29 protein-coding genes are annotated in these 24,374 nt (G+C 39.9%); 10 read left to right on the top strand and 19 right to left on the bottom strand.

The genetic code is table 11. From position 1 onward, the window contains the following. From V7Q04_RS09325 to V7Q04_RS09290, 8 genes are all read right to left on the bottom strand, one after another. Entirely contained in the window at positions 1-1,248 is a 1,248-nt protein-coding gene (locus tag V7Q04_RS09325; protein ID WP_333804751.1) for a uracil-xanthine permease family protein, read from the bottom strand. Between the two features lie 73 nt (positions 1,249-1,321). Further along, complete coding sequence (dxr, locus tag V7Q04_RS09320) at positions 1,322-2,389, bottom strand: 1-deoxy-D-xylulose-5-phosphate reductoisomerase (RefSeq protein WP_333804750.1); 1,068 nt, start codon at positions 2,387-2,389, stop codon at positions 1,322-1,324. Beyond that, positions 2,390-3,154 (bottom strand): phosphatidate cytidylyltransferase, encoded by a 765-nt coding sequence (locus V7Q04_RS09315; RefSeq protein ID WP_333804748.1) that lies wholly within the window; start codon positions 3,152-3,154, stop codon positions 2,390-2,392. It abuts the gene before it with no gap. A 59-nt stretch (positions 3,155-3,213) separates the two neighbouring features. Further along, positions 3,214-3,555 carry a hypothetical protein gene (locus tag V7Q04_RS09310; protein ID WP_333804746.1) on the bottom strand — a complete coding sequence of 114 codons (342 nt, stop codon included), beginning with the start codon at positions 3,553-3,555 and terminating at the stop codon, positions 3,214-3,216. Between the two features lie 238 nt (positions 3,556-3,793). Next, positions 3,794-5,122, bottom strand: a complete 1,329-nt coding sequence (locus V7Q04_RS09305) for an NFACT RNA binding domain-containing protein (protein WP_333804745.1) — start codon at positions 5,120-5,122, stop codon at positions 3,794-3,796. A gap of 103 nt (positions 5,123-5,225) precedes the next feature. Then, entirely contained in the window at positions 5,226-6,365 is a 1,140-nt protein-coding gene (locus V7Q04_RS09300; protein ID WP_333804743.1) for a glycerate kinase family protein, read from the bottom strand. Continuing rightward, a complete protein-coding gene (locus tag V7Q04_RS09295; protein WP_333804741.1) occupies positions 6,362-6,817 on the bottom strand; it encodes a methylated-DNA--[protein]-cysteine S-methyltransferase in 456 nt (151 codons plus the stop codon). Before V7Q04_RS09295 ends, V7Q04_RS09300 begins: the two co-directional genes overlap by 4 nt. Before the next feature lies 1 nt (position 6,818). Next, the gene (locus V7Q04_RS09290; RefSeq protein WP_333804740.1) at positions 6,819-7,271 is read right to left on the bottom strand and encodes a GNAT family N-acetyltransferase; all 453 of its coding nucleotides are present in this window, start codon (positions 7,269-7,271) and stop codon (positions 6,819-6,821) included. 108 nt (positions 7,272-7,379) lie between these two features. Here V7Q04_RS09290 and V7Q04_RS09285 point away from each other — a divergent pair, with 108 nt between their 5' ends. Beyond that, complete coding sequence (locus V7Q04_RS09285) at positions 7,380-7,781, top strand: gamma-glutamylcyclotransferase family protein (RefSeq protein ID WP_333804739.1); 402 nt, start codon at positions 7,380-7,382, stop codon at positions 7,779-7,781. Here the strand turns inward: V7Q04_RS09285 and V7Q04_RS09280 are convergent. Genes V7Q04_RS09280 through V7Q04_RS09270 form a run of 3 tightly spaced genes read right to left on the bottom strand, consistent with a single transcriptional unit; the run spans position 7,778 to position 11,404 of the window. Then, the gene (locus V7Q04_RS09280) at positions 7,778-9,424 is read right to left on the bottom strand and encodes a methyl-accepting chemotaxis protein (RefSeq protein ID WP_333804738.1); all 1,647 of its coding nucleotides are present in this window, start codon (positions 9,422-9,424) and stop codon (positions 7,778-7,780) included. The two genes, V7Q04_RS09285 and V7Q04_RS09280, sit on opposite strands and share 4 nt — an antisense overlap. 11 nt (positions 9,425-9,435) lie before the next feature. Then, complete coding sequence (locus V7Q04_RS09275) at positions 9,436-9,966, bottom strand: ankyrin repeat domain-containing protein (protein ID WP_333804737.1); 531 nt, start codon at positions 9,964-9,966, stop codon at positions 9,436-9,438. 1 nt (position 9,967) lies between these two features. After that, positions 9,968-11,404, bottom strand: coding sequence for a catalase (locus tag V7Q04_RS09270; protein ID WP_333804736.1), 1,437 nt, complete (start codon positions 11,402-11,404; stop codon positions 9,968-9,970). 253 nt (positions 11,405-11,657) lie between these two features. Here V7Q04_RS09270 and V7Q04_RS09265 point away from each other — a divergent pair, with 253 nt between their 5' ends. From V7Q04_RS09265 to mobA, 4 genes are all read left to right on the top strand, one after another. Next, positions 11,658-12,272, top strand: coding sequence for a Crp/Fnr family transcriptional regulator (locus V7Q04_RS09265; RefSeq protein WP_333804735.1), 615 nt, complete (start codon positions 11,658-11,660; stop codon positions 12,270-12,272). 77 nt (positions 12,273-12,349) lie between these two features. After that, positions 12,350-12,577, top strand: coding sequence for a YgaP family membrane protein (locus tag V7Q04_RS09260; RefSeq protein ID WP_333804734.1), 228 nt, complete (start codon positions 12,350-12,352; stop codon positions 12,575-12,577). A 127-nt stretch (positions 12,578-12,704) separates the two neighbouring features. Next, positions 12,705-13,970: a 3-isopropylmalate dehydratase large subunit gene (gene leuC / locus V7Q04_RS09255; protein WP_333804733.1), complete on the top strand. Its 1,266-nt coding sequence runs from the start codon at positions 12,705-12,707 to the stop codon at positions 13,968-13,970. Continuing rightward, the gene (mobA, locus tag V7Q04_RS09250) at positions 13,970-14,545 is read left to right on the top strand and encodes a molybdenum cofactor guanylyltransferase (protein ID WP_333804732.1); all 576 of its coding nucleotides are present in this window, start codon (positions 13,970-13,972) and stop codon (positions 14,543-14,545) included. The genes leuC and mobA overlap by 1 nt, the downstream gene beginning before the upstream one ends. 50 nt (positions 14,546-14,595) lie before the next feature. Here the strand turns inward: mobA and V7Q04_RS09245 are convergent, their stop codons facing one another. Continuing rightward, entirely contained in the window at positions 14,596-15,732 is a 1,137-nt protein-coding gene (locus tag V7Q04_RS09245) for a nitrous oxide reductase accessory protein NosL (RefSeq protein WP_333804731.1), read from the bottom strand. A 133-nt stretch (positions 15,733-15,865) separates the two neighbouring features. Here V7Q04_RS09245 and V7Q04_RS09240 point away from each other — a divergent pair, with 133 nt between their 5' ends. Next, positions 15,866-16,153: a Dabb family protein gene (locus V7Q04_RS09240; protein WP_333804730.1), complete on the top strand. Its 288-nt coding sequence runs from the start codon at positions 15,866-15,868 to the stop codon at positions 16,151-16,153. Here V7Q04_RS09240 and yddG read toward each other — a convergent pair. Beyond that, positions 16,128-17,033, bottom strand: a complete 906-nt coding sequence (gene yddG / locus V7Q04_RS09235) for an aromatic amino acid exporter YddG (RefSeq protein ID WP_333804729.1) — start codon at positions 17,031-17,033, stop codon at positions 16,128-16,130. The genes V7Q04_RS09240 and yddG overlap by 26 nt on opposite strands. A gap of 51 nt (positions 17,034-17,084) precedes the next feature. Here yddG and V7Q04_RS09230 point away from each other — a divergent pair, with 51 nt between their 5' ends. Then, on the top strand, positions 17,085-18,134 hold the full coding sequence (locus tag V7Q04_RS09230) for a phospholipase A (protein ID WP_333804728.1): 1,050 nt from the start codon (positions 17,085-17,087) through the stop codon (positions 18,132-18,134). A 54-nt stretch (positions 18,135-18,188) separates the two neighbouring features. Here V7Q04_RS09230 and V7Q04_RS09225 read toward each other — a convergent pair whose 3' ends face one another. Further along, positions 18,189-18,467, bottom strand: a complete 279-nt coding sequence (locus V7Q04_RS09225; protein WP_333804727.1) for an RNA recognition motif domain-containing protein — start codon at positions 18,465-18,467, stop codon at positions 18,189-18,191. Positions 18,468-18,695: 228 nt separating this feature from the next. Here V7Q04_RS09225 and moaC point away from each other — a divergent pair, with 228 nt between their 5' ends. From moaC to V7Q04_RS09210, 3 genes are read left to right on the top strand one after another with little or no spacing between them, the layout of a single operon-like run. Beyond that, positions 18,696-19,175, top strand: coding sequence for a cyclic pyranopterin monophosphate synthase MoaC (moaC, locus tag V7Q04_RS09220; RefSeq protein ID WP_333804725.1), 480 nt, complete (start codon positions 18,696-18,698; stop codon positions 19,173-19,175). Beyond that, positions 19,147-19,404, top strand: coding sequence for an HP0495 family protein (locus V7Q04_RS09215; RefSeq protein ID WP_333804724.1), 258 nt, complete (start codon positions 19,147-19,149; stop codon positions 19,402-19,404). The genes moaC and V7Q04_RS09215 overlap by 29 nt, the downstream gene beginning before the upstream one ends. An 11-nt stretch (positions 19,405-19,415) precedes the next feature. Next, complete coding sequence (locus V7Q04_RS09210) at positions 19,416-20,669, top strand: DUF6781 family protein (protein WP_333804723.1); 1,254 nt, start codon at positions 19,416-19,418, stop codon at positions 20,667-20,669. Between the two features lie 50 nt (positions 20,670-20,719). Here the strand turns inward: V7Q04_RS09210 and V7Q04_RS09205 are convergent, their stop codons facing one another. From V7Q04_RS09205 to V7Q04_RS09185, 5 genes are all read right to left on the bottom strand, one after another. After that, entirely contained in the window at positions 20,720-21,229 is a 510-nt protein-coding gene (locus tag V7Q04_RS09205) for a DUF4405 domain-containing protein (protein WP_333804722.1), read from the bottom strand. Positions 21,230-21,287: 58 nt separating this feature from the next. Further along, on the bottom strand, positions 21,288-21,536 hold the full coding sequence (locus V7Q04_RS09200; protein ID WP_333804721.1) for a DUF3862 domain-containing protein: 249 nt from the start codon (positions 21,534-21,536) through the stop codon (positions 21,288-21,290). Between the two features lie 130 nt (positions 21,537-21,666). Then, complete coding sequence (locus V7Q04_RS09195) at positions 21,667-23,223, bottom strand: DUF3373 family protein (protein ID WP_333804719.1); 1,557 nt, start codon at positions 23,221-23,223, stop codon at positions 21,667-21,669. A gap of 40 nt (positions 23,224-23,263) precedes the next feature. Next, complete coding sequence (locus V7Q04_RS09190; RefSeq protein WP_333804718.1) at positions 23,264-23,602, bottom strand: hypothetical protein; 339 nt, start codon at positions 23,600-23,602, stop codon at positions 23,264-23,266. Between the two features lie 246 nt (positions 23,603-23,848). Further along, positions 23,849-24,187 (bottom strand): hypothetical protein, encoded by a 339-nt coding sequence (locus tag V7Q04_RS09185; protein ID WP_333804716.1) that lies wholly within the window; start codon positions 24,185-24,187, stop codon positions 23,849-23,851. Between the last annotated feature and the right edge of the window lie 187 nt (positions 24,188-24,374).

Below are 24,374 nucleotides of genomic sequence, written 5' to 3'. Positions count from 1 at the left end.
CTACTCACTAACATGATGCCCTTTTGGCAAGACCAAATTGAGCACAATACCCACAATCGCACCTAAACCAATACCACTAAATGCCACGCCACCCATATCAACAACCATACCACCAATCGCTAAGACTAAAACCATTGAAACAATAATCATATTGCGAGGGTCATTCATATCCACTTGCTCTCTTACCATCGTTCCTAAACCAATGGAAGCGATAATGCCGAATAAAAGGAGCAAAATACCGCCCATAACGGGAACGGGGATCGTCGCTAAAAGACCGCCTAATTTACCAACAAATGCCAATACAATCGCAAAAATTGCCGCCCATGTCATAATGGCAGGATTGTATGCCTTAGTAATCGTTACCGCGCCCGTTACTTCTGAATACGTTGTATTTGGAGGACCTCCAAGCATAGATGCCGCTGTTGTCGCAATAGCATCGCCTAAAAGTGTCGTTTTCAAACCTGGTTTTTTCAAATAATCCGTCTTTGTGACATTACTAATCGTTAAAATACCACCTACATGCTCTACTGCTGGAGCAATGGCTATCGGTAAAATATAGATAATCGCTTCAAGATTCCATTCGGGGAAAACAAAATTTGGCATTGCAAACCAAGCCGCTTTAGCAACAGAGTCAAAACTGACAATGCCCAAAAGAAGGGAGACACTATAGCCTGCAATAATACCGCATAAAATCGGTAGTAACCGAAGCACCCCTTTACCTAAAAGCGCTACTAAAAGCGTGACAATAAGTGCGGACATAGAGACCATCATCGCTTGATGAAGAGGAACTAAGACAATCGCACCATCACCCGTTTTACCCATTGCCATGTTGACCGCAACAGGAGAGAGGATCAAACCAATGGTCATAATAACAGGGCCTACAACGACAGCAGGAAAAAGTTTGTGTAAAAAATCTGAACCTTTAAGACGCACTACAATACTCAAGAAAAAGTAGAATATTCCAGCAGCAGCCAATCCACACAGTGTTCCAGCCAATCCCCATGTTTTAAGCCCATAAATAATTGGCGCTATAAAAGAAAACGATGACGCTAAAAAAATGGGAGGAATCTGCTCACGTGTTGTCAGTTGAAACAGAAGTGTTCCAAATCCTGCAGTGAAAAGAGCAACATTGGGATCAAGCCCTGTTAAAATGGGTACAAGTACCAGCGCCCCAAAGGCAACAAATAAAAACTGCAACCCAATAATGCTGTCCCTCAGCCTAAAGTTGTAGTCTGTTTTATGTAACATTGACACCTCTTTGTGGTAAATTTTTGTGACATTTTATCGTAAAGTGTAGATATCTAAGCAGATAGAAATAAATCTAGGAAAGACAATAATGCCTTACTTCTCGGTCGATCTCAAAAACCTCATCTAACGATTTTGGAATCGCATCTTCAAAATGTCGATACGCTTTTTTAGTCAGTTCTGCCAGTTGTAAAATATTGATCTCTTGATTGAAAAATTTAGCAATTCCCACTTCATTGGCAGCATTAATGACCACGCCACGGGTTGGATTGGCAAGGACGTCGTCTTTAATTTCCCAAATAGGATAACGCTCTTTAACAATAGGTTGAAACGAAAAAGATCCTATACTAGCAAGATCAATGGAAGGTAAAATAGGCTCTTGAACTTCGCCTAAAAGAGCAAATGCGATAGGAAGTTTCATATCAGCAACGGCTAAATGTGCCGTGGTACTGCCATCTTGAAAAGCAACAAATGCATGAATAAGAGACTTTGGCTCAATGATCGCATCTAATTTTTCACATCCAAAAAGCCATTTAGCTTCCAAGAGTTCAAAAAGCTTGTTGGTCATCGTGGCACTATCAATGGTAATTTTTGATCCCATGCTCCAATTAGGATGTTTAAGCGCGTCTTGAAAAGACATACTGGAGAGTTTTTCCAGTGGTGTGTCGCGGAAAGCACCCCCACTAGCGGTAATTGTCATGCTGTCGACAGGGCGTTTATCCATAAGATACCAAAGACCAAAATGCTCGCTATCAATCGGTGTAATTTTTGCGGTGTCTAAAAGATGTCCGGCAACGACAAGAGATTCTTTATTGGCAAGGGCTAATTTCTTACCAAGGCGAAGTGCTTCAATACTTGGTGCTAATCCAACAAAACCAACCAACGCATTTACCACTAAAAAACTCTGTGTTTTTTGCAAAAGCTCTAAAATGCCCTCTTTGCCAACAAAAACATTTTTATGGTTGACCAATGTTCGGTCTTTTGCATCACTAATCGCAACGTATTTAGGTTGATGTTCTTTAATTTGCTGATTTAAAAGGTCAATATTTTTACCAGCGACCAGTGCTTCAACCATAATACCAAATCGTTTAGCGATGATAAGCGCGTTAACTCCAATAGAGCCGGTTGAGCCAAGTAATACCACTTATGCAAGCCCTCGAAGTAAAATGACCATCACGACACCACCAAAAAGGTAGCCATCCAATCTATCCAGCATTCCACCATGCCCTGGGAAAAGATTTCCACTGTCCTTCACGCCTGCTTCACGCTTGAGATAACTCTCAAATAAATCACCAAAAACGGAGCTTACTGACGTCAAAAGCGCTATGAGCGCAGAAAGCCATAATGAGATAAAAAATGTTCCGTACAATGCCCCTGCAACGGTAGCGATCAATACACCGCCAACAACACCTTCGAGTGTTTTATTGGGAGAGGTAGGTGAAAAAGGTGTTTTACCAATGCTTTTGCCCACAAAATACGCACCTGTGTCAGTAAGCGCAACAATGACAACGAGCCAAATGAGAACGGACATACCAAAATCATGGTAAAGCGTATAAATGAAAAACATCGAAATGGAAGGGTAGAAAAAAGGAGCAAGCAGTTTATAATCGACCTTTTTTGTATAAGCCATCACAGACAAAGAGCCAATCAACGCCAAATAAATCAGATCATCGGGATTAGGATAAATAAAAGCGGCAAGCCACAACACTACGGCATAAACATAAAATTTATTATCTTTAATTTCAAAAAGATTCATTGCCTCATAAAAGGCAAACAGATACATAGCGCCCAAGATAAGCCATGTAACAAAGTTATTGTTCAAAAATGCGATAAATGCAGCAAATGCCATCATCACAAGACCTGTAAAAACGCGCTGTTTATTTGATTCGTAGAGTGCTTTAAAGTTCATGAGAAACTCTTTTATGATGTTGTTGTATTAGGAGTAATGATAGCAAAGTCAAGGTGAGGCTAAGCTTTAATGTCTAAATGACCCTCTTGGACAACAGGTTTTTCATCCTCTTCTGCAGTAGCATGATGCTCTGCAAGCTCCTCTTTTTGCTTCATTTGCTCTTCGGATGCACCATTTTCTTCATCCCGTCGTTGGTGTTCATGTTCGTGTTCAGGGTCTATTTTATAGCTCTCTTCTGTGGGGCGTACATCTTCAACAATTTCTTCTTTTTCATTTTGCATCGCTTCAGCTATGGCACTTTGCATTTGAACACTATTGAGATAGTCCATCTGTTTCGCCGCTTGCACAGGTATCATCTGGTTAGCATAAATCACATTTCCAATGGAACCAATACTTGCCATGAAAGCCTCCTACTTTTTACACGCTTCTTAGGCAAAGCCTAAAAAACTACGCTGCGCTATGCGCTGAAGCTTGCCTCTTTGGGAGGCAGAAAGGACAAATAACGCACTCATATTTAGCCAGCAACGTACCTACTCACCTTTACACATTTCTTAAGTAAAGGTGAGTAGGTACGTTGCACTCTACACTGAAGCTTGGCACATGCGTGTCAGAAAACTTCTTAACATACACGTGAAGAGCTCACTCCTTGTATATTTTAAGCGTCTGATACTCTTCATAAGCAACATTCGCTCCATCAAAAGGTTTAACGTTTTTGCGTTTAGTATAATCGACCAAATAGCCACCTTTTTGAGCCATGCTAAACTCTACACACAGTTTTGCGGCGAAAATGAGAACGGATTCGGGAACATTTTGTTTTTCAGTACAAATAATGACATGAGAAGAAGGCATATCTTTCACATGAAGCCATATATCACTCTTTTTTGCTTCTTGTAAAAGCGCGATATTTCCTTTCTCATTTTTACCCAGCAAAATACGATACCCCTCTAACAAAAAGGTTTCATAGTAACTGCTCTCATCTCCTTTTTGTTTTGACTTACGTTGTTTGGGAACTAAAATCTGTATCTCTTCAGGATCATGTGCTGCATTGATGACATCTACCATACGCTCTAAAAAAAGTCGTTTCTCTTCCAAGTTTTCTTTTTGACGATGCACAGAGAGTGCTTTTTGACGTAACTTTTTCGATTTTTTAAAAAGTAGATTAGCCGCCATTTGCGGTGTTTGGGCTTGTGGCAAGCAAATCGTCACCTCATTTCCCTCAAAATCGTGTAACATTACCGTTTCTTGGTATCCTTTGATCGTATGCAAGTGCGCTAAAACAAGAGTACCATGATGGTTTGCCATATCGCTTTGGGCATACAATTCCTCTTCGTTTTCCAGTGCCTCAATCGCCTGTGTGAGTTTGGTAATCTTTTTAACCACTTGCGCAATTTTTTGTTTTTTGATCTCTTCGAGTTTAACATGCAAACGTTTTTCGTATGAGGCTTTTAAATATGCTTCTATGCCCTCATCTAGGATAAAAGGCTTCTCTTTGAGCTCTTTTGGAGGCAATATTTCCAGTACTTCACCTACTTTCACACTACGAAAAGAGACGCTGGTGTCGATATGACGCAACGCTTCTAAAACAATCTCATTTTCATCAAGAATAATGGCATTGGTATTTCGCCCTGTAAATTCCAACTGTAAGGTTGTACGCATCGCTTTATAACTTGAACTTGCAAGCACACCAATGCGCCAAATACGGTTTCCCTCTTCAACCGCCATTGACTCGATTTTTGCATTAGCGAAGCGTTTAGAAAGCAATACATCAAAAGGGGCACTATAGCGCTTAGCCTGCTTGAAGTCCTCTTTAAAAAACATATAAGAATCCCCTCGTCCAAGGTCGATAAAGAGTGGCTCACCCGCTTCAAAAATAATGCGTAAAACACTGTCATCCACACGATAAATCGAGGAAATTTTACGGTATTGCTTTAAATAGTCATTAATACAAATAAGTTCACTGTGTTTCATATATCTCTTTTTCATTTTTATACGCTTCTTAGGCAGAGCCTAAAAAGCTACGTTGCACTAGGCACTAAAGCTTGGCTCTTTCGAGCCAGAATATTTTAATGGATTAGGCTGTGTTAAAGGTTTTCATCAACCTAAAAATCTCTTTTACACTCTGTTTGACAAGTTTTTCAGCTCTTGGTTTTTCCATCGCTTCTTCCAGACTCATCGGATAGCGCATAATGGAAAAAAGTGCGTCCACACCTTCATGATCTTCAAGTTCATCGGCGATGCCACCACCTAATGCAATGAGGGGAACGCCCGCTTTTTGACACCGATTGGAAACCCCGCTAAGCACTTTACCCATCAAAGATTGCCTATCAATACGTCCTTCGCCGGTGATGACAAGTGTTGTGTCCGTAAGGTGTGCATCAAACCCAATCTGGTCTAAAATAATCTCAATCCCCAAGCGAAGGGTCGCATCTAAAAAGGCTTGCATACCACCACCCATTCCACCCGCGGCACCTGAGCCAGCGTTTAGAGCAACATCTTTGCCAAATACTTCTTTAAGACGTTGAGTGAAATGTATCATACCGGCATCCAAGCGCTCTATCATTGCGCTGTCCGCCCCTTTTTGTCCGGCATAAATTTGCGCTGAACCATGCGAACCGTACATCACGTTATCGACATCGCAGGCAACAACAAATTCACATGCTTTAAGCATAGGCAAAACATGACTTTCATCGATGGTATTGATCTTTTCTAAAATTTCCCCACCGTAACCTAGCTCAGTACCTTCTTCATCCAAAAATTTATATCCCAAGGCTTGCATCATTCCAAGACCTGCATCATTGGTCGCACTGCCACCAATGCCCACGATAAACTTCCGATACCCTTTTTCGATGGCATCTTTGACAAGTTCTCCCACACCAAATGTTGTCGTAAAAAGTGGATTGCGTTTTTCATAAGGTACCAAAGGAAGCCCCGCAGCTTGCGCCATTTCAATCACTGCCGTTACGCCATCTTCCAATATACCATACTGCGCACTAATGCGCTTCATCAGCGGATCATGCACGTTACATGTAACGATTTGCCCTTTAACATTTTGCATGATGGCTTCAAGCATTCCCTCGCCGCCATCCGCAATATAACATGCAGACACAGTAGCTTCTTGGTAAACGGCACAAATACCTTCTTCTATCCATGCGGAAAGTTCCTGTGAACTCGCACATCCCTTAAAAGAATCAATCGCCAAAACCACTTTCATCGATACTTCGCCTCCAATGCTAATAAATACTCTTTACGCCATAATCCTCCACTATAGCCTCCTATACCGCCATCTTTGGCGATGACTCGATGGCAGGGGATAACAATAGCAATTTTGTTTTTACCATTTGCATTGGCAACGGCACGTGTGGCTTTTGGGTGATTAAGCCATTCTGCTTCTTTACTGTAGGAAATGGTTTGTCCATAGGCAATCCTTTGAAGTACACCCCAAACACTTTCTTGAAAATATGTACCTTTGGGATGCAATGGCACACTAAAGGTCTTAAGTTGACCCGCAAAATAATCTTCTAGCTCTTTTTTAAGTAACTCAATATGTGCATTCGTACCGTTTAATACCTCACCATTATCGTCAAAATCAAGGGCGCAAATGCCCAGCTCATCGGCACTGATAAGCAGTGTTCCTACGGGAGAAGGAAAAGTGCATTGTACCATACTAACTCCTTAGTGCTTTTTGCATACACACGCTATTTTCCATCCCCACATAAGGTGCATAATTAGGGATGATTGCGTAACCCATTTTCAGGTATAGTGCAATCGCTTCAGGTTGACCTTTACCTGTTTCCAACTGAGCATTTGAAAAACCAAGCGCACTCGCCCAAAGTTCAAGTTCACGCAGTAAATGCGATGAAAAACCATGTCTACGGTATTCGGCCCTGACAAACATACGTTTAATTTCAATCGTATCTGCATCTATTTTTTTAAAACATCCACAGGCAACAGGCATATCTTCTTCATAACCTACCAAAGCCGTTTCGAGAGTATCGAGGAGATTGTGTTTATCATAGAGCGCTTGCTCTTTGCCATATCGCGCATTGAGCTCCGCATCTAAGGCATGGATCAATGCACAAAAGTCCTGATGCGTGTTGGTTGTTTTACATATAAACATTTGGGGAATCTTTTACAATGATTTTTATGAATTATACCCTCTTTGCACAGTTTTTGATCACCAAAATGGTTACAAAGAGTGGTATTATTTTCATCAAGGAGCAGGCACATGACACACCTTTTTACGTATGGATCATTGATGTTTGAAGACGTCTGGAACAGGCTGGTTAAGGGCAATTATCTTTCACAAAAGGCCATATTACACGGTTATGCCAGACGCTGCGTTAAAGATGATGTTTACCCTGTCATCTTCCAAGCCGATGAGCTTGTCGAAGGGGTCGTTTATTACGATATAAGCGAGGAAGATAGGGTCATTCTTGATAGTTTTGAAGGCGAGTATTACGAACGAAAAGAGGTGGAGCTTCTGGTTAAAAACGAACCTGTCCAAGCATCTGTGTATGTTCTAAAAGAGGAGCACTTTGATATTATCGATCCCAAACCGTGGAGTGAAGCGCTTTTTGCAACCGAGGGCATCAAGCGCTTCTTGTCCAACTATAAGGGGTTTGCTTAGACTTTAAAGTGACCCATGAGCTTTTGAAGATCGTTCGAGATGTTCATAAGCTCTTTGACCGCGCCGACATTCTCTTCCATTGCACCATTGGTACTTTGTGACATCTGCGCAATGGAGCTTACATTGGTCGCCAATCCAGAAACATTATGCGCTTGGGTTTGCGAGGAGAGGCTCATCTCGTGTGTTTTGGAGAGTGAATCTGTCGCTTGCGCGTAAATCTCTTCCAAAAGTGTTGCTGCAACATTTGCCATCTCATAACTACTTTCAACTTGCACCACCACATTTTCCATACTGGAAACCGCATTTTTGGTCTCACCTTGAATGATTCCAATCATCTGTGAAATCTCTTTTGTCGCCACATCGGTACGATCTGCAAGCTTGCGAATCTCATCTGCCACCACGGCAAATCCTCGACCCGCTTCTCCTGCCCGTGCTGCTTCAATGGCGGCATTAAGAGCTAAAAGATTGGTCTGATCGGTAATCTCTTTAATCAAAGCCGCACTGCCACCAATGCTTTGCGAATGCTGATTGAGCGTCTCAATATGCGAAGCTGAAGCCCTGACATTGCGTGTTACTGTTTCCATTTGTGTTGCAGTTTGATTGACAACATCACGCCCTTTTTCAGAGAGTTCCGCACTTTTACTCGAATTTGACTCTGCTTGTTCTGAAATAAGTGCTATTTCATCGATTTTCGCACTGATCGTAGCAATGTCTCGTGCCAAAGAGAGTGACGTTTGTTCTTGTGCAGAGGCAAGCCCTTTCGAATTTTCAGAAGCATTGAGCACATGTTCTGCTTTTTGAGCTAAGACATTGGAAGAATCAATGATGTGTAAAACGATGGCTTTAAGATTGGCTTGCATTTTAAGCACTGCGCCTAAGATGCTCTCTTCATTTTGAGCGCGTAAATCAAGCATCAAATCGCCATTGGCAATATGATTGGCAATTTCTGAAACTTCTTTAGGTTCTGCACCTAATGCAGTGGAAAGATTTTTTGAAATGCTCCACCCAATAATACCTGCTAGCGCAAAAGCAATAAGAAGCAAGACGATCATCAACTGTGCAAAACTTCCCGCAACATCTCTGGCTTTGGGCGTTGCTACTTGATTTTTTGCCTCTTCATAGTCAATAAATTCATTAATAGCGCCCAACCACGCTTTAAACGCAGGACTGGCTTGCTCTAAAAGAAGCTTATTGGCTGCTTCTTGTTTGCCTTGTTGTTTCAGTGCGATCACCTCAGCAATCAGCGGCATCGTTTTACGCTCAATCGTTTTGATTTTTTCTAAAATAACACGCTCTTTCTCTTCAATGCCTTCCCCTTTTGCAAAGATAGCATCCAGAGGTTTAGCAGACTCTTCGTAAAAACGCTCTAAGCGTTTTATGTCGCTTAAAACACTCTCTTGTGCACTCTTATCATCCAAAAGCACCACATCACGCAGTGCAATCGCACGATCATGCACACTGCCTCTAAAATTGATGGCATAGCGCTGTTTAAGGGAATTAACATCGGTAATTTCATACAGCGTATCATCGATAAAATTAACTTTTTGAATCCCAATAGCCGTTACAATAAACATGAGACCCACAACCAAACCGAAACCACCTATGAGCTTTTGGCGTATGCTCCAGTGTGTAAAAAATTGCATGGTTATAATCCTTAAGTAGCGGAAAGTAGTTTTTTTTGAGGCTTTCCGGTCAGAAGAATTTTAACATAAAAAACCATTTTGGCGATGCGGTTCAATGAAAATCCTAGTAGTGTTTGATGACGTGCATCTAAACTCACACGTTGCAAATACTCCACAACGCTGACACGCCCAAAGAGCGCTGCAAACATGATGGGAGTTCGTCCCCCACCATTGTCTGCATCCACCTTTGCACCTGCTTCCACTAAAGCTTTGCAAATCTCAAGATACCCTTTAAAAGCAGCTCCGCCTAGAGGTGTTTGGTATCTATCGTTTCGTTGATCTACTAAAGCACCTTGTGAGAGCAACATCCTGACCGTATCAAGTTCACCATTGTACGCGGCTAACATGAGAAGTGTGTTGCCTTTTGCATCCGATAGGTTTACATGTAAACCACTTTGGAGCATGGTTGCCAAGATTGCACTCTGACCATGGCGTGCAAAATCAAGCGCCATTTCCTGAAGCTCGCCGTAGCGAGCCTCTTCTTCTTTACTGAGTGTTTCCATCTTAAATTCCTAATGCGTTGCGCACACCAGCACCATACACTGGATCGACGTGATCAAACAAGGCAATTTGGCGATCAATGATCTCTCGTGGCACGCCCTCCATTGCTGAGGCGATATTGCTAAAGAGTTGTGCTTTTTGATCGACACTCATCAGCCTAAACAGTGCTCTTGGTTGGGTAAAGTCATCATTCCCCATACGGTGATCGTACCTATCGCCATCCCCATTCACAGGAAATGCAGGCTCCAGATACGTTTTGTCTTCTTTTGGTCCTCCAAAACTGTTTGGCTCGTAGTAAGCATCGCCAAAATCAGGCACATCTAAACGCATAGAACCATCGGCATGGTACGTATTCACCTCTACTTTTGGGCGGTTAATGGGCAACATCTCATAGTGCGTTCCCACACGGTAACGGTGCGCGTCAGCATAGGAAAAGACTCTGGCTTGAAGCATTTTATCGGGTGAAAAACTAATGCCAGAAACCACATTGGAAGGGCTAAATGAAGCTTGTTCCACCTCCGCAAAATAGTTTTGTGGATTACGATTTAGCTCCATCACACCGACATCGATCAATGGATAATCCCCATGTGGCCACACTTTGGTTAAATCAAACGGGTTAAAGGCAGCTGTTTCAGCTTGTGCTTGCGTCATAATCTGAATCTTCAATTTCCACCGTGGAAACTCTTTGCGCTCAATGGCACTAAAAAGATCTTCTTGAGAACTTTCACGTGATTTTGCGACAACGGCCTGCGCTTCTTCGTTGGTATAGTTTTCAATTCCTTGTTCTGATTTAAAGTGAAATTTCACCCAGAAACGCTCATTTGCTGCATTGATAAGACTGTACGTGTGTGATCCAAACCCGTGAATATGTCGGTAATCTTTTGGAAGACCACGATCTGACATTAAAATGGTCACTTGGTGCAAACTCTCAGGAGAAAGCGACCAAAAATCCCATGCCGCTGTATTGCTTCTTAGGTTAGTTTTGGGATGACGCTTTTGGGTGTGAATAAAATCGGGAAACTTTTGAGGATCGCGAATAAAAAAGACAGGGGTATTATTACCCACCAAGTCCCAGTTGCCCTCATCGGTGTAAAATTTAATTGCAAAGCCTCTTACATCACGCTCAGCATCTGCCGCTCCTCTCTCTCCCGCTACGGTTGAAAAGCGTAAGAAGAGATCTGTCACGACTCCTTTTTGAAGCACTTTGGCTTTGGTGTACCGTGAAATATCCTCTGTAATGGTAAGCGTTCCAAAGGCAGCAGAACCTTTTGCATGAACCACACGCTCAGGGATGCGCTCACGATTTTGATGCGCTAGTTTTTCAAGGAGTTGATAATCTTGAACTAAAAGTGGTCCACGTGAACCGGCACTTAAAGAATTTTGGTTATCCGCGATTGGATTTCCCGCTGTGGTTGTCATTGTTTTTGAGTGTGTTGCCATTTTGTTTTCCTTTTGTTGTTTTCAGAGAGTTTTCTTTGGCAGAAAGCTCGCGCACCTTGGGTGCTTTTTCTTCTTGCAAAAATATACTGTTGAAAGAAGTCCAATAAATCTGGTCTAAACTTAAAATGTAACAAAATCATAACATTATGATAATTATTTGTCAATAGTAATTTTTATTATTTAGAAAAATTGACCTCTCTTATTTTCATCTTTTTTAAGTACAATTTCCACTATTACATGTAAAGGTTTAAGGATGTTAGATTTACACGATTTTGAATTCGCAAAAGTGCTCAACCGCGAGGAGTTTGACTATCTTTTACACCATGCCAAACGCGTTTCCATTCCTAAAAATACAATCCTTTTTTACCAAGAAGACATTTGCAAAGATATTTTATTACTCGGGAAAGGCGAGATAGAACTTTACATGTACGGCGAAAGCGATAAAAAAATTCCACTGTATGCGCTCAAAGAAGGCGAGCAATGCGTTATCAACACTTCAAGTACTCTCTCTCAAACGCCTGCCATTGGCACAGCACAAAGTTTAAGCGATGTGGAAGGCTGGCTTATCAATGAAGAGGTCGTCAAATATCTCATGCACCGTTCCCCCACATACCTCAATTATGTGTTTACACTTTTTACAATTAAACTCGATGCCCTTGCTACGCTGATTCAGGACATTAAATTTAAAAAACTCGATAGTCGCATTTTAGAGTGGCTTCGCGCACACCCTTCAAAGATCGTTCAAGCAACCCATGAAGAGATCGCAGAAGCTCTTGGAACATCACGTGTGGTGATCAGTCGAGTGCTCAAAGACCTTGAAAAACAGAACTTCGTGAAGCTACATCGCAAAGAGATTGAAATTTTGTAACACCTATGTAACGTATGTTACTGACATGTAAAGCTTTTTTGTTTTATAATAACCAAAATCAAAATAAGGAGTTTTCAATGAAATGCAATGTAGGAAAAACAGACAAATCACTTCGCGCTATTGCGGGTATTGCCATTATTATTGTGGGGGTTATTTTTAACAGTTGGTTCGGACTTATTGGTATTGTGCTTTTAGCAACAGCACTTTTTCGTTTCTGTCCAGCATACCTTCCTTTTAGCATTGACACTTCCAAAAATGATGAATCAGGCTCATGCGGTGGCGGCGGTTGTGGCTGCGGGAAATAACCGTTATTCTAACACCAAAACTACATCCAAAGAGTTGCCCTTTGCGGTAGCTCTTTTCCCTCTTTTTTTTTCTTAAACCTTTTTTTGCTAAAATACGCATATTCTACATGTAAACAAAAGGCATACCATGGGACAAACCATCACTGAAAAGATTTTTAGCGACCATGTCGGTCACGCCGTTCATGCTGGCGAGATTATTAAAAGTAAAATCGATATGGTTATCGGTAACGATATTACCACACCAATTTCGATTCGCGCATTTGAGCAAAGTGGTGCAACAAAACTTGCCAATCCAGATGGTTTCAGCGTTGTTATGGATCACTACATCCCTGCCAAAGATATTGCCAGTGCTAACCAAGCAAAAATTAGCCGTGAATTTGCTTACAAACATAATCTCAAAAACTATTTCGACGAAAAAGACATGGGTATTGAGCACGCACTGTTACCTGAAAAAGGGCTTGTTGTGCCGGGCGATGTTATCATCGGAGCAGATTCACACACCTGTACGCATGGAGCGCTTGGTGCGTTTGCAACGGGTATGGGCTCTACTGACCTTGCCTTTGCAATGATTACAGGCGATAACTGGTTTAAAGTCCCCGAAGCCATCAAGGTGGTCTTTAGCGGAAAACCGAAACAACATGTCTATGGTAAAGACCTCATCCTTGAAGTTATTCGCATTTTAGGTGTGGACGGTGCGTTATACCGCACGCTTGAATTCACAGGCGACACCATTGCTTACCTTAGCATGGATGATCGTTTTTCACTCTGCAATATGGCAATTGAAGCGGGTGCAAAAAATGGTATCGTCGCGGTAGATGATATAACCAAAGCATTTTTAAAAGATAAAAACCTTGCACGCGAACCAAAATTCTTTTACTCAGATGAAGATGCCACGTATATACAAGTTCTTCACATCGATGTGGCGGATCTTGATCCGGTAATTGCCTATCCATTTTTACCATCTAACGGCAAATCAATCAAGCAAGCTGTCAAAGATGATTTGAGCATCGATCAAGTCTTTATCGGCAGTTGTACCAACGGTCGTTTAGAAGATCTTCGCATTGCAGCAAGCATCCTCAAAGGTCGTAAAGTCGCACGCAAAACACGTCTTATCATTACCCCTGCAACGCAAAAAATTTCATTGCAAGCACAAAAAGAAGGTTTGGTGGACATTTTTGTTGAAGCAGGTGCCGTCTTTAGTAACCCAACATGTGGCGCTTGTTTAGGCGGATACATGGGTATTTTAGGCGACGGAGAGCGTTGTGTTTCCACGACCAATCGTAACTTTGTAGGACGAATGGGAGCTCGCACCAGCGAGATTTATCTTGCCAACTCAGCCGTAGCAGCAGCCAGTGCTGTCATGGGTAAAATTACTGACCCAAGAACACTTTAATGCCTTTTATTCCGCTGCCTCTCGTCATTGTTGCTGGCGGAAAGAGTTCGCGTATGGGAAGTGACAAAGCGTTGCTTCCTTTTGGCGATTTTAAAACACTGAGCGAATATCAACTGCACAGACTCAAACCTTACTTTTCCAATATATATGTTAGTTCAAAAAGTAAGGAGAAGTTTGATTTCGAAGCCTTTTTTATTGAAGACTCTTCCGCATACAGTGAACACTCGCCGCTGGTAGCACTGCTCTCGATCTTAGAGCATTTGAAAACACCCGTCTGCATACTCAGTGTCGATACGCCTTTTGTCACCTCTGAAGTCTTTGACATACTTTATCAAAACTTTAAAGAAGGAGACGATGCTATCATTGCAACGTCACCGTGCTCTTCGCATCAACTTTGTGCCATTTATGCACCTACTATGGTAGAAAAAATTCGCACACAACTCGCTTTCAATGAACATAAAATTCGATTACTCCTCGACCAAAGCCGCACTAAATATGTTTCATTTGACGATGATGCCCTATTTTTAAACCTCAACCATCCGGATGAATACGAAAAAGCTCAAAAGCTTTTATAACAAGGTTCAATAGCCTTGAATATGATTTTATCCAAGGCTATTTTCATCATTTATTTATCTTGTGCATAAACAAGAGCTTCATCAATTTGAGAAAACTCTACGATTTGTAGACCTTTATGATCTTTCATAAACGTCTGTGCACTTTTAAACGTTTTAAACGGAACAAACTCTTTTCCCATTGGCCCCATCACATCACTTCCTACCACATAAAATGCTTTTTTACCATCCATTGCATCGCCTGTATAGTAGTCACTCACTAAAATGGTCAGCTCAGCATCTTTATGTTTTGTATAATTACCCCACTTAGAAGGGTTTAGATAAAATTTCATCATATCTTTAACACCATCAAATGCATGGCTCACAGGCTTACCATTTTCAGCATAATTCATACGTGTTGCCCATTTAGGATATTTATAAGCAAACATACCACATACAGGGCATTTCTCATCTTTTTCCACATGAATGGTTGTTTTATGATCATGATCGTGCGCTTCTAGGCGTACAATCTCCCACAAATAAAGTCCAACCGCTTGAAGCTCTTGCTCATTCACTTCGCCACATACTTGCGTTTTTTTCACGCTTACTTTGAGTTCGGCAATGGTGTTAAAATCATGCAAATGAATCTTCTCTTTTTGGCATTTTGCATTGTAAATCTTTTCACCCATAGGGTACATACCCTTTTGCTTTTTCTTAGTAAACTCATCCACATCATCCGCCAAAGAAGCTTTTGCTTTTGCAAATGCGGCATCAAAGCCCATAACATCACCACCATTTTCCGCAGCAAAGGCTTTGGCGTCAGCTTCATTAGCAAATGCCAGCTTACTGACCATACTCATCGTTCCAGGAACTTTTGATCCAACAACATAAAACGCACTTTTAACATCAATGAGTTTTTCACTCTTTACATCTGTAACCATTATTTTTGAGATGCTTGATTCAATGGAAAGATAATCTGATGCAAGGCATCTGATAGAACAATACTGTTTCATCGTGCCATCTTTTAAAATAACACCGTGTGATGTTTTATAAAACTGCTTTAAACTCATGCCGCAAATAGGACAATACGCCTTTTCATCGCCTTTTTGAATCAACTCTGGCTCGCCCGTTGCCATCTTATTAAACTCTTCTGCATGCAATCCAAACGCCAAGATGATTGCGCAAAATAGTGCCAATAGACCTTTTTGCATACCTTACTCCTCTTTAGAAAATATTTTTGAGTTTATTCCCAAAGTGTTAAATTAGTGTTAAATGTCACTCTCTATCCCATCATCTTTTTGCCATAAAGATGCGCTATAATAGAGCAAAAATTAAGGAGAAACGATGGTTAAGCATATTGTATTTTTCAAACTACCGGACAATTCTGAGGCAAATAAACAAGCAGTAAAAGATCGTATTATGAGTATGCAAGGTAAATTGGATTTTGTAAAACACCTTGAAGTAGGTATCAACTTTTGTGCCGAAGAGCGCGCGTTTGATGTAGCGCTTGTGAGCGACTTTGAAACAAAAGAGGACTTACAAACCTATGCAACACATCCTATTCACGTTGAAGTTGTTAATTTTATTAAGTCCCTAAATGCTGTCTCTAAAGTGGTCGATTACGAATACTAAGCTTCGTCACTAACCCTTTAAAAAAAGGTAAAGATGAAATGATTGACCCTAAAACGATCAACGCACAAGCAATCCAAATTGTGCTATTGGGCGCTGATCGTCCAAAGAGAACGAGCATAAAAGTTGAAAGAAGAGGTGTAATGTAAGAGAATGAACCAATAAACTTGATGTCACCTTGCTTCATGCCATAATCCCACACAAAAAACGCAACCCCCACAGGACCAAGCCCCAATCCAAGAGCCGCTAGAAGCTCCATGGCATTTGGTATATACGTCTGCTCAAATACCATGTGAGCACCAAGGGAAAGCAGTGCACTAGCACCACAAAAGCCCCCTACACTCAATGTCGGAATTGCGCCAAAATAGCGTGAAAGTACCGAGTAACTGCTCCAAATAAAAGCGCATACTAATGCGTAAAAATACCCAAATGCATACTGAGAAGAAAATGCAATCCCTTTACCAAAACCCAACAAAACCAAAGCTCCAGAAAAGCCTAGCAATACGCCTAAGATGTGAAACCATCGTAATTTTTCACTCGGCAAAAAGGCACTAAAAAGGACTATGAGCAAAGGCCAAAGATAGTTAATCAAATTCGCTTCCAAAGGAGGTGCACTTTTCAGCGCCAAAAAATAGAAAAAATGGTACCCAAAAAGACCGTAAATGCCTATCATCCAAGCGCGCCATGGTAATCGTAGATGAACCATGATCCCCGATCCCTCTTTTATCCACAGTGTAAGCCCGATCATAAAAGCCACACTAAAGGCCATAAATATCAACTGGAAAGGTGGTATTTTGGAAGTAACCACTGTAAAAAGAGCTAAAGTTGACCAAAGTAAAATGGCAAGAACACCAGCAATGTTACCTTTTTGTACATGATTCATTTTTTTATCCATCAAGATTTCGTTATAATTGCATCTTTTGAAAGGCAAAGAGTGAAAAAATTACTTATAAGTGCTATTTTAGCACAAATCCCTTGGCTACTTTTGGCAAGTGACGTGACTATTCTTGAGGAACAAGCAAAGCATGGAGATGCTAAAGCAGCATACGAACTGGCAAAACAATATGAATCCCAAAATGACAATGAGCGCTCGTTACTCTGGTACAAGCAAGCTGCAATTTTAAATTTTGAGCCTAAAACTATCCAGCAAAATAAAGCCCTAGAAAACAGCATTGCACAACAACTGCAAAAAACAGAACGAACAGAAGCTGTGTATAGCGCTTTCTTAGAACCGTACAATGATGACGAAGAGACCAAAAATTCAGTTCAACAAATGGTGACAAAAACGTTTGATATCGCTCCGTACAAGATGAACTATCTTTTACCCTACACTTATGACAATGTCAATCATGCAAATCGAGAACATCAAGAGACAAAGTTTCAAGTCAGTTTCCAAAAAAGTATTGTTGATAACTTCTTTGGACTACATGAGAGCATTGTAGCAGCGTATACCCAAACATCATGGTGGCAAACTGCGGCAGATTCAGCGCCATTTCGTGAAAGCAACTATCAACCAGAGCTTTTTGTCATTATGCCTCACTTTGAGAAAGACAGTTTTATCAAAGCTTATCAATTCGGTATTTTACATGAGTCCAATGGACAAGGTGGTGATAAATCACGCTCATGGAATAGAATCTATGCTAAAACGTATCTCCAAGCGGGTGGGTTCGTTATTGCTCCACGTGTTTGGTACCGTATTCCTGAAAATGCTGCAACAGATGATAATCCAAACATCGATGATTACCTTGGATCAGCAGATTTGGAGCTTATTTATCCGTGGAAAAAACAGACCTTTAAATTTTTAATCAAAAATAATCTTCAAAGAGAAGACAATCGTGGTGCTGTACAGTTTGATTGGACATTCCCACTTTGGGAGCAAAATTTATTTGGATATATTCAACTTTACAGTGGATATGCAGAGAGTCTTATCGATTACGATAAACGAACGGATCGTATTGGTATAGGATTTGCGCTTTCACGCTAAAAAGAGGAAAGGAACTTCACACTTGCTGTGTGGAGTTCCTTTGCATGTAACGTCTTAGTTGAAATCTCTTGGAGATCTTCTTGGGCGTTCTTCACGAGGTCTAGCTTCATTAACTTTTAAAGTTCTTCCACCGATCTCTTTTTCATTTGTTGCGTCAATTGCAGCTTTTGCTTCTGAATCATTTGGCATTTCAACAAAACCGAAACCTTTTGATCTTCCAGTCTCTCTATCACTGATGATTCTTGCACTTGATACTTCACCATACGCTGAGAACATCTCTTGAAGCTGATCTCCCGTCATCTCATACTTTACATTGCCCACGTAAATATTCATTTACCGTACTCCTCATTTTTGGATCATCCACGTTACCCTTTTGCCCGTAACCTACGTTAACCTAAGATAACACTGAATGACTTTACAAAATCATTGTAGCATAAAATCAAGATTTCTAGTCAGAGAGGCACCTGTTTTTCAGAACAATGAGAAAAAATGACACACTCTTATCACGCACTCTCTTAAGAGAAATGGTGTTATAATAATTACAAAAATAAAGAGGGGCGGATGAAACTAACCCATTTAGATGAAAAAGATCGACCAAAAATGGTTGATGTCAGTGACAAAGCAGAGAGTTTTAGAGTTGCCGTAGCAAGCGGTATTATCACGATGAGTTCGGTAGCATTTGACATGATTATTTCACAGCAAACCAAAAAAGGTCCTGTACTTCAAACCGCGGTTATTGCAGCTATTTTAGGAACCAAGCGCACGAGTGATCTTATTCCTATGTGTCACCCTTTGATGCTGACTTCTGTCAACTGTGACGTTGAAGAGCTTCCAGAGCTTCCAGGATTTAAACTAACTGTTACCGCTAAACTCAAAGGTCAAACAGGTGTAGAAATGGAAGCCCTTACGGGTGTTAGTATTGGGCTTTTAACCATTTACGATATGTCAAAAGCCATCGATAAATCAATGGTCATCAGTGATATTCGTCTAGAGTCAAAAAGTGGAGGGAAAAGTGGAAACTACACCAGAACTACTGCTTGATTATCCTTGCCATTGGGAATACAAACTCGTTTTAAGTAGCGAGCATAATGTTACAACACTTGTTGAAGAGATATTAGAAGAGCGCATTCACGAGATACGCAAATCACAAAATAGTGCTAAAGGTAACTATATAAGCTACACGCTACGCGTCCTTGTTCATAATGCCGACGATCGCAAAATGCTTTTTCATATGCTTAAAGCACACCAACATATAAAATTCGTACTGTAAAAGAGGTCAACATGGAATCAACATACACTATTTTTTTAGCCACACTTAAAGAGAACAAGGGAAATCCTGAGCTTATCAAATTGATCAGTGAACTCACATTTGAGCTCTCTCGTAAAAAAGTTCAACGTCTCAAAGACGATACCAACATTCATAACCGCATTGGTGAGCTTTTTGAACTTTACTGCAAAGCACTTCATGATGAAGGACTAAAATCTCCTCGTGCCATTAGTGCTGTAATCGATGGTCTTTTAAAAGCAACTAGCCATGATAAAGAGGCATTTTTATATAAAACTGTCTACGAAAAAGAGCAACTCGAAAAAAGTATTTTTACACAAAAACAACAGATTCGAGCTACGATTTCAGAAGCATTTAGTGTTTTAGAAGCACATATTTCACATCTGCAACCAGAAACGAAAGATAGTGCCTTAACAGCATTACACGATGCGAAACTACGTGGTATTGAGATGCTAGGGATTCTAAAAGAAACAACACAAGAGGCCCTTCTTACAACCCTTGAGAATGGAACTGACATTGCTGATACAGTTCATGAGATTTCAAAAAATCTTAGTTTTCAAACAATATCCGAAGGCGATCTAACCAAACAACGCATTATTGACATCTCTGGGACTATCATCGGAGCGAGTATCGATATTGCCGATGAAGACTTAGGACATGCTAAAGAAATCCTTGATGGCTCAATTAACGGCGTGCGTGAGGGTATTACCAAAGCAATTGATAAATTCAAAAATGATCTCAAATATGCTCCAACCGAAGCAATGGAAGGTCTTTTGGAAACTGATCTTTCTGAGCTTCGCAAAGAACTTTTACGTATGGATGAGCAGTTTATTCTTCTGCTGGAAGCACTTGCATCACAAAGCGAAGGTATCTCTTCTAGCCTTATAAAAGAAATGACTAAAGAGATGAATAGCTCAACTGCTAAAATTAAACGTGCAGCAAATGATGCTAAAGAAGTTATCAGTGAGCGTATTGAACAGCTCAAAGCAGATGCTTCTGTTTTTGAAAAAACATTTAAAGACAAAGCAGAGAAAAAGTTTGAGTCTCTTAAAAAAGATGTCAATGAACTTGAGAAAAAAGCTTCTGCGAAAGTAGAATCTTTTAAACAATTTGAATTTGAAAGTGAAACAGCCAAACAGGTTGCACAAGAGGCGAAAAAATTAGGGTTTCGTGCATGGGAAGTCGCAAAACATATGATGGATGGCGCTGTCAAAGGAGCTAAAGAGGCAATGAAAAAAGAGGATAAATAAACTTTTTTTGTTTACATGTAAGGATAAAACCTTACATGTAGAAGCTTAAACTACTGAACTTTTGATGCAGTAAAAACAAGATTTAAAATATCATCATTGGTTTTACCATTAGCTTTTGCAATCTCTATTACAGATTGTTTACTTGATGCTAGTATCTGATGATCTGCTAATGCTTTCACCATCAACTCTTCATCTAAATCCACAAACGCTGCAACTTTAGAAAGTGGCGCGCTCATCATTGTTCCAATAATTTTACCTTTTGGATTAACGCCTTTTTCTTGAGGACTCACCAATGGAGGAAGCACAAACGCTAAAATAACCAAGAATCCCAAAAAGATTGCACATAGGGTTGAGCGTTTTTTAAAATACGATATAAAACCACTCCAATTTTTAAACAAGTGTAAACAAGAAATCGCTACAAAAGCAAAACCTAACCAAATGTGAAGTGCCTCGCTGGAAAGTATACGAATTTTAAAAAACATCATTACTCCCGTAATGGAAACAACTGCAAACATAACGGTCAACAAAGCACTTAATATATTTCTAGGGATAACATTCATCGATAACTCCTTCATTTTCGAATGGAATTATAGATGCATTATGTTAATCCTTTGTTAATTACTCAACACCTTGCGAATGCATAAACATAACTTTATCAGCAACCAATTTGACTTTGATGTAATGCTTTTCATCACCCCATGTACAATCACTCATCCCTGCCAAAGAGTCACATTTAGTTGCTTTTCCCAAAATATCGCTCACTTGAGTGTAGCTCATGCCCACTTGAATTTTGTCATAATTTTCTTTGCTTACTTTAGAACATCCTGCAAAAATAAGCACCGCTAAGGCTATCATGATATATCGCATGCCCACTCCTTGATTCGATCTTACAATAAGACTAACATATTTTTACTGTTTAGTGGCTTTGAATGAAAGGGTAATAAATTAGTATTGAAATGAGAGGTCATATGACCTCTCAAAGAAGATTATATAGAGATTAGTATCTGTATCTTAAAGAAGCGCGAATATTTGAAGCTGATTCAATAAATGTTGCTCCATTTTTAGCAGCTTGTGCTTTGTCCATCGGTGTTCCTGTGGAACCAAAGAACATATCACTACCAGTATAGTCATAATCTATATAGATATAACTAAGTTGAGCTGTAAGATTTTTTCCTACAAGTGGAAGTGTATAATAGACTTCATATGCATCGCCACGTGCTGCAAGTTTTGAGCCAATGAGCGTATCTTCACCATAAGTAAAGCTTCTCCAGTATTTACTACCATGATTGTATTCAAGACCTAATCTTTGATCTTTCATAATACCAGGAACTTGAATACCCGTATAGATAGAATAACCTGTCTCTTTATCAGCAGACCCTAGCATCTCTGTTGTTGCAGTTGTTCCTGTTGAAGAGTATGGATTAAGTATATTATGAACACCTTTTGGGTCTGTTTTACTAAATGCATAAGAAGCAAAGAAAATAGTATCATCTAAGAAGTCACTAATACCATTTCCAATACCATTCACTTGGAAAGATAATGCACCCCCTGTCAAGTCACCTACATCTGTTAAGCCTACATTATAAGTATCATCCATTGGATTTGCAGGAGTTCCATTATTACTTAATCTTGTAAAATTCGCCCCCATCATATTCCACCCTTTAAAGTAATTTGACATTACTTTATACTGACCATCATCATAAATTTGGAAAATAAGCCCTGCTAAGTCCATATTTGGAGCATCAACTCCATTAGTCGAATATGGTGTATGAGCAGCTGTTGCATTAGCCATGCCAAAATTTGTACCGTTATAACCAGTAAATTCAGGGAATCTTGCATCTGCACTAGAGTTACCTCTACCTAAACAGAGTTTCAAATACATACCTGAAATACCAGTAATTTTATCAATATCAAATTTAAAGCTAGCGCCATCAAATTCCATATTGATGTTATGACCAATTGGTGAAGCTGGATCAGCGTTGCCAGCTCTTAAATTGGTTAAGAAGCCATCAACAGATGGTCGACGACCAAATGATGCGCTGTAATGGACATCGCCCATATCACCAGTGTAGAGAAAATACGCTTCTCTTAGCTTAATAGTTGAATCACCAGGAGATTGAGTACCATACCAATCCATCCCTTGAAATCCATTTTGCTCACTTGAACTATTGTTGCCAAACGTAGTATATGCCCCAAGTGCACCTTTAAAGACTAAATTATCTGCAGGTTGTGCGCCCATTCCCAAGATAAGCTTATTCGTCCAAATACCATTATCTGTACTTGTTTTTGCACCTGTTGGCGTTTGCATTTTATAATCAACGACATCATACGATGTTCTAAAATCAACATTAAATTTAACATTATCCCCAGCATCATGTGCCTTGATCTCAGAAACTTGAGCTCTTAGTGCATCCACATTGAGTTTTGATTGAGCACTTTTTAGCTCTGCCATTTGAGCTTTAAGCGCCTCTATTTCTTGCTTAAGTGAATCATCCGCAGCAAATGCTGAGGATAGTGCTGCTCCAAGGAGCAGTGGAGCGATGATTTTCTTCATCTTTTTTTTACCTTTATATAGTAAGAATTATTTGACACTACTAGCAAGACGGAACGTTGCCGCTATCGCTTGCAAACTCAATACAGAAATCTTTAATATCTGGCATAAACTTCTCAAATTTATCGCCTTTTAAAAATCCATCTAAGCCTGGATACTTCTTAGTGTACTCAGCGACAAATTTCTCTGCTTTACCATCAAAAAGAGCTTTCCACTCTGCTTGAGTGTGTTGTGCCGCGAATTTCGCACCATTCATACCTGAACCATCTTTCATATATTTAAGATAGTACTTTTGTCCTTTTGCCGCATCTGCAAAAGCAGATGTGCTCATCATGCCCACTAACAAGAAAGCTGAAACAAGTAAACCTAAGACTTTTTTCATCATTTCTCCTTTTCAAATTTTAGATATGGAGTCATCATAACAAAAGTAAAATAAATTTTAATTTAAAAAAGAGTTTTTTAGAATAAATAAGTAAAATTTATTTTTACTTTTATTTGATAATCTAAATTCTAAAGGCTTTAAACTGAAGATAAGGGCTATAGTGAGTAATTTTAATTTAACTTTTATAAAAACTTTTCAGATAAAACTAACTTTATCTGAAAAGTCTAAATCTATTTTAGAGGGGATTTAGCAGGATGGAACGTTGCCACTGTCACTTGCAAACTCAATGCAGAAATCTTTAATATCTGGCATAAACTTCTCAAATTTATCGCCTTTTAGGAAACCATCTAACGCTGGGTACTTTCCTGCGTATTCTGCAATAAATTTCTCAGCTTTGCCATCAAAGAGAGCTTTCCACTCTGCTTGCGTGTGCTGTGCCGCGAATTTCGCACCATTCATACCAGAATCATTCTTCATATACTTAAGATAGTATTTTTGCCCCTTTGCAGCATCGGCAAGAGCATTTGTACCCATAAGTCCAAGTACAAAGAATGCAGTAGCAATTAAACCTATAACTTTTCTCATTCTTGATCCTTTTAGTTAAGTTTGTATAAATATACTAACGCAAAGAGACTAAAAAATAATTGAATAAATCCGACTTAAAAATTTAAATAATATTTATAATAAAAATAAGTGATATATTCTCTAACAATATGCAATAAGAGAGAATAAAAGAAACCGATTTGGTTGAAGTAAATAAGGCGATAAGATA

It is taken from the genome of Sulfurospirillum sp., from assembly GCF_036802865.1.
Lineage (GTDB): Bacteria > Campylobacterota > Campylobacteria > Campylobacterales > Sulfurospirillaceae > Sulfurospirillum.
This window is presented reverse-complemented; position numbering and strand designations above follow the sequence as displayed.

What these genes read in the sequence shown, in the direction of transcription:
- V7Q04_RS09300 (WP_333804743.1), bottom strand. Translation starts at nt 6,365, where the DNA reads ATGAAAGTGGTTTTGGCGATTGATTCTTTTAAGGGATGTGCGAGTTCA.
- V7Q04_RS09240 (WP_333804730.1), top strand. Translation starts at nt 15,866, where the DNA reads ATGGTTAAGCATATTGTATTTTTCAAACTACCGGACAATTCTGAGGCA.
- V7Q04_RS09315 (WP_333804748.1), bottom strand. Translation starts at nt 3,154, where the DNA reads ATGAACTTTAAAGCACTCTACGAATCAAATAAACAGCGCGTTTTTACA.
- V7Q04_RS09295 (WP_333804741.1), bottom strand. Translation starts at nt 6,817, where the DNA reads ATGGTACAATGCACTTTTCCTTCTCCCGTAGGAACACTGCTTATCAGT.
- moaC (WP_333804725.1), top strand. Translation starts at nt 18,696, where the DNA reads ATGAAACTAACCCATTTAGATGAAAAAGATCGACCAAAAATGGTTGAT.
- V7Q04_RS09190 (WP_333804718.1), bottom strand. Translation starts at nt 23,602, where the DNA reads ATGAAAAAAGTCTTAGGTTTACTTGTTTCAGCTTTCTTGTTAGTGGGC.
- V7Q04_RS09275 (WP_333804737.1), bottom strand. Translation starts at nt 9,966, where the DNA reads ATGGAAACACTCAGTAAAGAAGAAGAGGCTCGCTACGGCGAGCTTCAG.
- V7Q04_RS09260 (WP_333804734.1), top strand. Translation starts at nt 12,350, where the DNA reads ATGAAATGCAATGTAGGAAAAACAGACAAATCACTTCGCGCTATTGCG.
- V7Q04_RS09185 (WP_333804716.1), bottom strand. Translation starts at nt 24,187, where the DNA reads ATGAGAAAAGTTATAGGTTTAATTGCTACTGCATTCTTTGTACTTGGA.
- V7Q04_RS09290 (WP_333804740.1), bottom strand. Translation starts at nt 7,271, where the DNA reads ATGTTTATATGTAAAACAACCAACACGCATCAGGACTTTTGTGCATTG.
- V7Q04_RS09205 (WP_333804722.1), bottom strand. Translation starts at nt 21,229, where the DNA reads ATGAATGTTATCCCTAGAAATATATTAAGTGCTTTGTTGACCGTTATG.
- V7Q04_RS09195 (WP_333804719.1), bottom strand. Translation starts at nt 23,223, where the DNA reads ATGAAGAAAATCATCGCTCCACTGCTCCTTGGAGCAGCACTATCCTCA.
- yddG (WP_333804729.1), bottom strand. Translation starts at nt 17,033, where the DNA reads ATGAATCATGTACAAAAAGGTAACATTGCTGGTGTTCTTGCCATTTTA.
- V7Q04_RS09280 (WP_333804738.1), bottom strand. Translation starts at nt 9,424, where the DNA reads ATGCAATTTTTTACACACTGGAGCATACGCCAAAAGCTCATAGGTGGT.
- V7Q04_RS09265 (WP_333804735.1), top strand. Translation starts at nt 11,658, where the DNA reads ATGTTAGATTTACACGATTTTGAATTCGCAAAAGTGCTCAACCGCGAG.
- leuC (WP_333804733.1), top strand. Translation starts at nt 12,705, where the DNA reads ATGGGACAAACCATCACTGAAAAGATTTTTAGCGACCATGTCGGTCAC.
- V7Q04_RS09225 (WP_333804727.1), bottom strand. Translation starts at nt 18,467, where the DNA reads ATGAATATTTACGTGGGCAATGTAAAGTATGAGATGACGGGAGATCAG.
- V7Q04_RS09325 (WP_333804751.1), bottom strand. Translation starts at nt 1,248, where the DNA reads ATGTTACATAAAACAGACTACAACTTTAGGCTGAGGGACAGCATTATT.
- V7Q04_RS09270 (WP_333804736.1), bottom strand. Translation starts at nt 11,404, where the DNA reads ATGGCAACACACTCAAAAACAATGACAACCACAGCGGGAAATCCAATC.
- V7Q04_RS09310 (WP_333804746.1), bottom strand. Translation starts at nt 3,555, where the DNA reads ATGGCAAGTATTGGTTCCATTGGAAATGTGATTTATGCTAACCAGATG.
- V7Q04_RS09200 (WP_333804721.1), bottom strand. Translation starts at nt 21,536, where the DNA reads ATGCGATATATCATGATAGCCTTAGCGGTGCTTATTTTTGCAGGATGT.
- V7Q04_RS09245 (WP_333804731.1), bottom strand. Translation starts at nt 15,732, where the DNA reads ATGCAAAAAGGTCTATTGGCACTATTTTGCGCAATCATCTTGGCGTTT.
- V7Q04_RS09285 (WP_333804739.1), top strand. Translation starts at nt 7,380, where the DNA reads ATGACACACCTTTTTACGTATGGATCATTGATGTTTGAAGACGTCTGG.
- V7Q04_RS09305 (WP_333804745.1), bottom strand. Translation starts at nt 5,122, where the DNA reads ATGAAACACAGTGAACTTATTTGTATTAATGACTATTTAAAGCAATAC.
- mobA (WP_333804732.1), top strand. Translation starts at nt 13,970, where the DNA reads ATGCCTTTTATTCCGCTGCCTCTCGTCATTGTTGCTGGCGGAAAGAGT.
- V7Q04_RS09210 (WP_333804723.1), top strand. Translation starts at nt 19,416, where the DNA reads ATGGAATCAACATACACTATTTTTTTAGCCACACTTAAAGAGAACAAG.